The sequence below is a fragment of the Corynebacterium sp. HMSC074A01 genome, from assembly GCF_001831515.1.
Taxonomy (GTDB): Bacteria; Actinomycetota; Actinomycetes; order Mycobacteriales; family Mycobacteriaceae; genus Corynebacterium.
In genome coordinates, this window is record NZ_KV825595.1 from 1 (window position 1) to 820 (window position 820).

The following is an 820-nucleotide window of genomic DNA, read 5'->3' on the forward strand; positions in this document are numbered from 1 at the left end:
GGCACTGTTGCAAAGTTAGCGATGAGGCAGCCTTTTGTCTTATTCAAAGGCCTTACATTTCAAAAACTCTGCTTACCAGGCGCATTTCGCCCAGGGGATCACCATAATAAAATGCTGAGGCCTGGCCTTTGCGTAGTGCACGCATCACCTCAATACCTTTGATGGTGGCGTAAGCCGTCTTCATGGATTTAAATCCCAGCGTGGCGTTGATTATCCGTTTCAGTTTGCCATGATCGCATTCAATCACGTTGTTCCGGTACTTAATCTGTCGGTGTTCAACGTCAGACGGGCACCGGCCTTCGCGTTTGAGCAGAGCAAGCGCGCGACCATAGGCGGGCGCTTTATCCGTGTTGATGAATCGTGGGATCTGCCACTTCTTCACGTTGTTGAGGATTTTACCCAGAAACCGGTATGCAGCTTTGCTGTTACGACGGGAGGAGAGATAAAAATCGACAGTGCGGCCCCGGCTGTCGACGGCCCGGTACAGATACGCCCAGCGGCCATTGACCTTCACGTAGGTTTCATCCATGTGCCACGGGCAAAGATCGGAAGGGTTACGCCAGTACCAGCGCAGCCGTTTTTCCATTTCAGGCGCATAACGCTGAACCCAGCGGTAAATCGTGGAGTGATCGACATTCACTCCGCGTTCAGCCAGCATCTCCTGCAGCTCACGGTAACTGATGCCGTATTTGCAGTACCAGCGTACGGCCCACAGAATGATGTCACGCTGAAAATGCCGGCCTTTGAATGGGTTCATGTGCAGCTCCATCAGCAAAAGGGGATGATAAGTTTATCACCACCGACTATTTGCAACAGTGCC

General features: G+C 52.1%; 1 protein-coding gene. It reads right to left on the reverse strand.

Going from position 1 to position 820, the window contains the following annotated elements; all coding sequences use genetic code 11:
• Positions 1-52: 52 nt before the first annotated feature.
• Positions 53-757, reverse strand: a complete 705-nt coding sequence (locus HMPREF2550_RS00060; protein ID WP_001067858.1) for an IS6-like element IS26 family transposase — start codon at positions 755-757, stop codon at positions 53-55.
• Positions 758-820 lie beyond the last annotated feature (63 nt).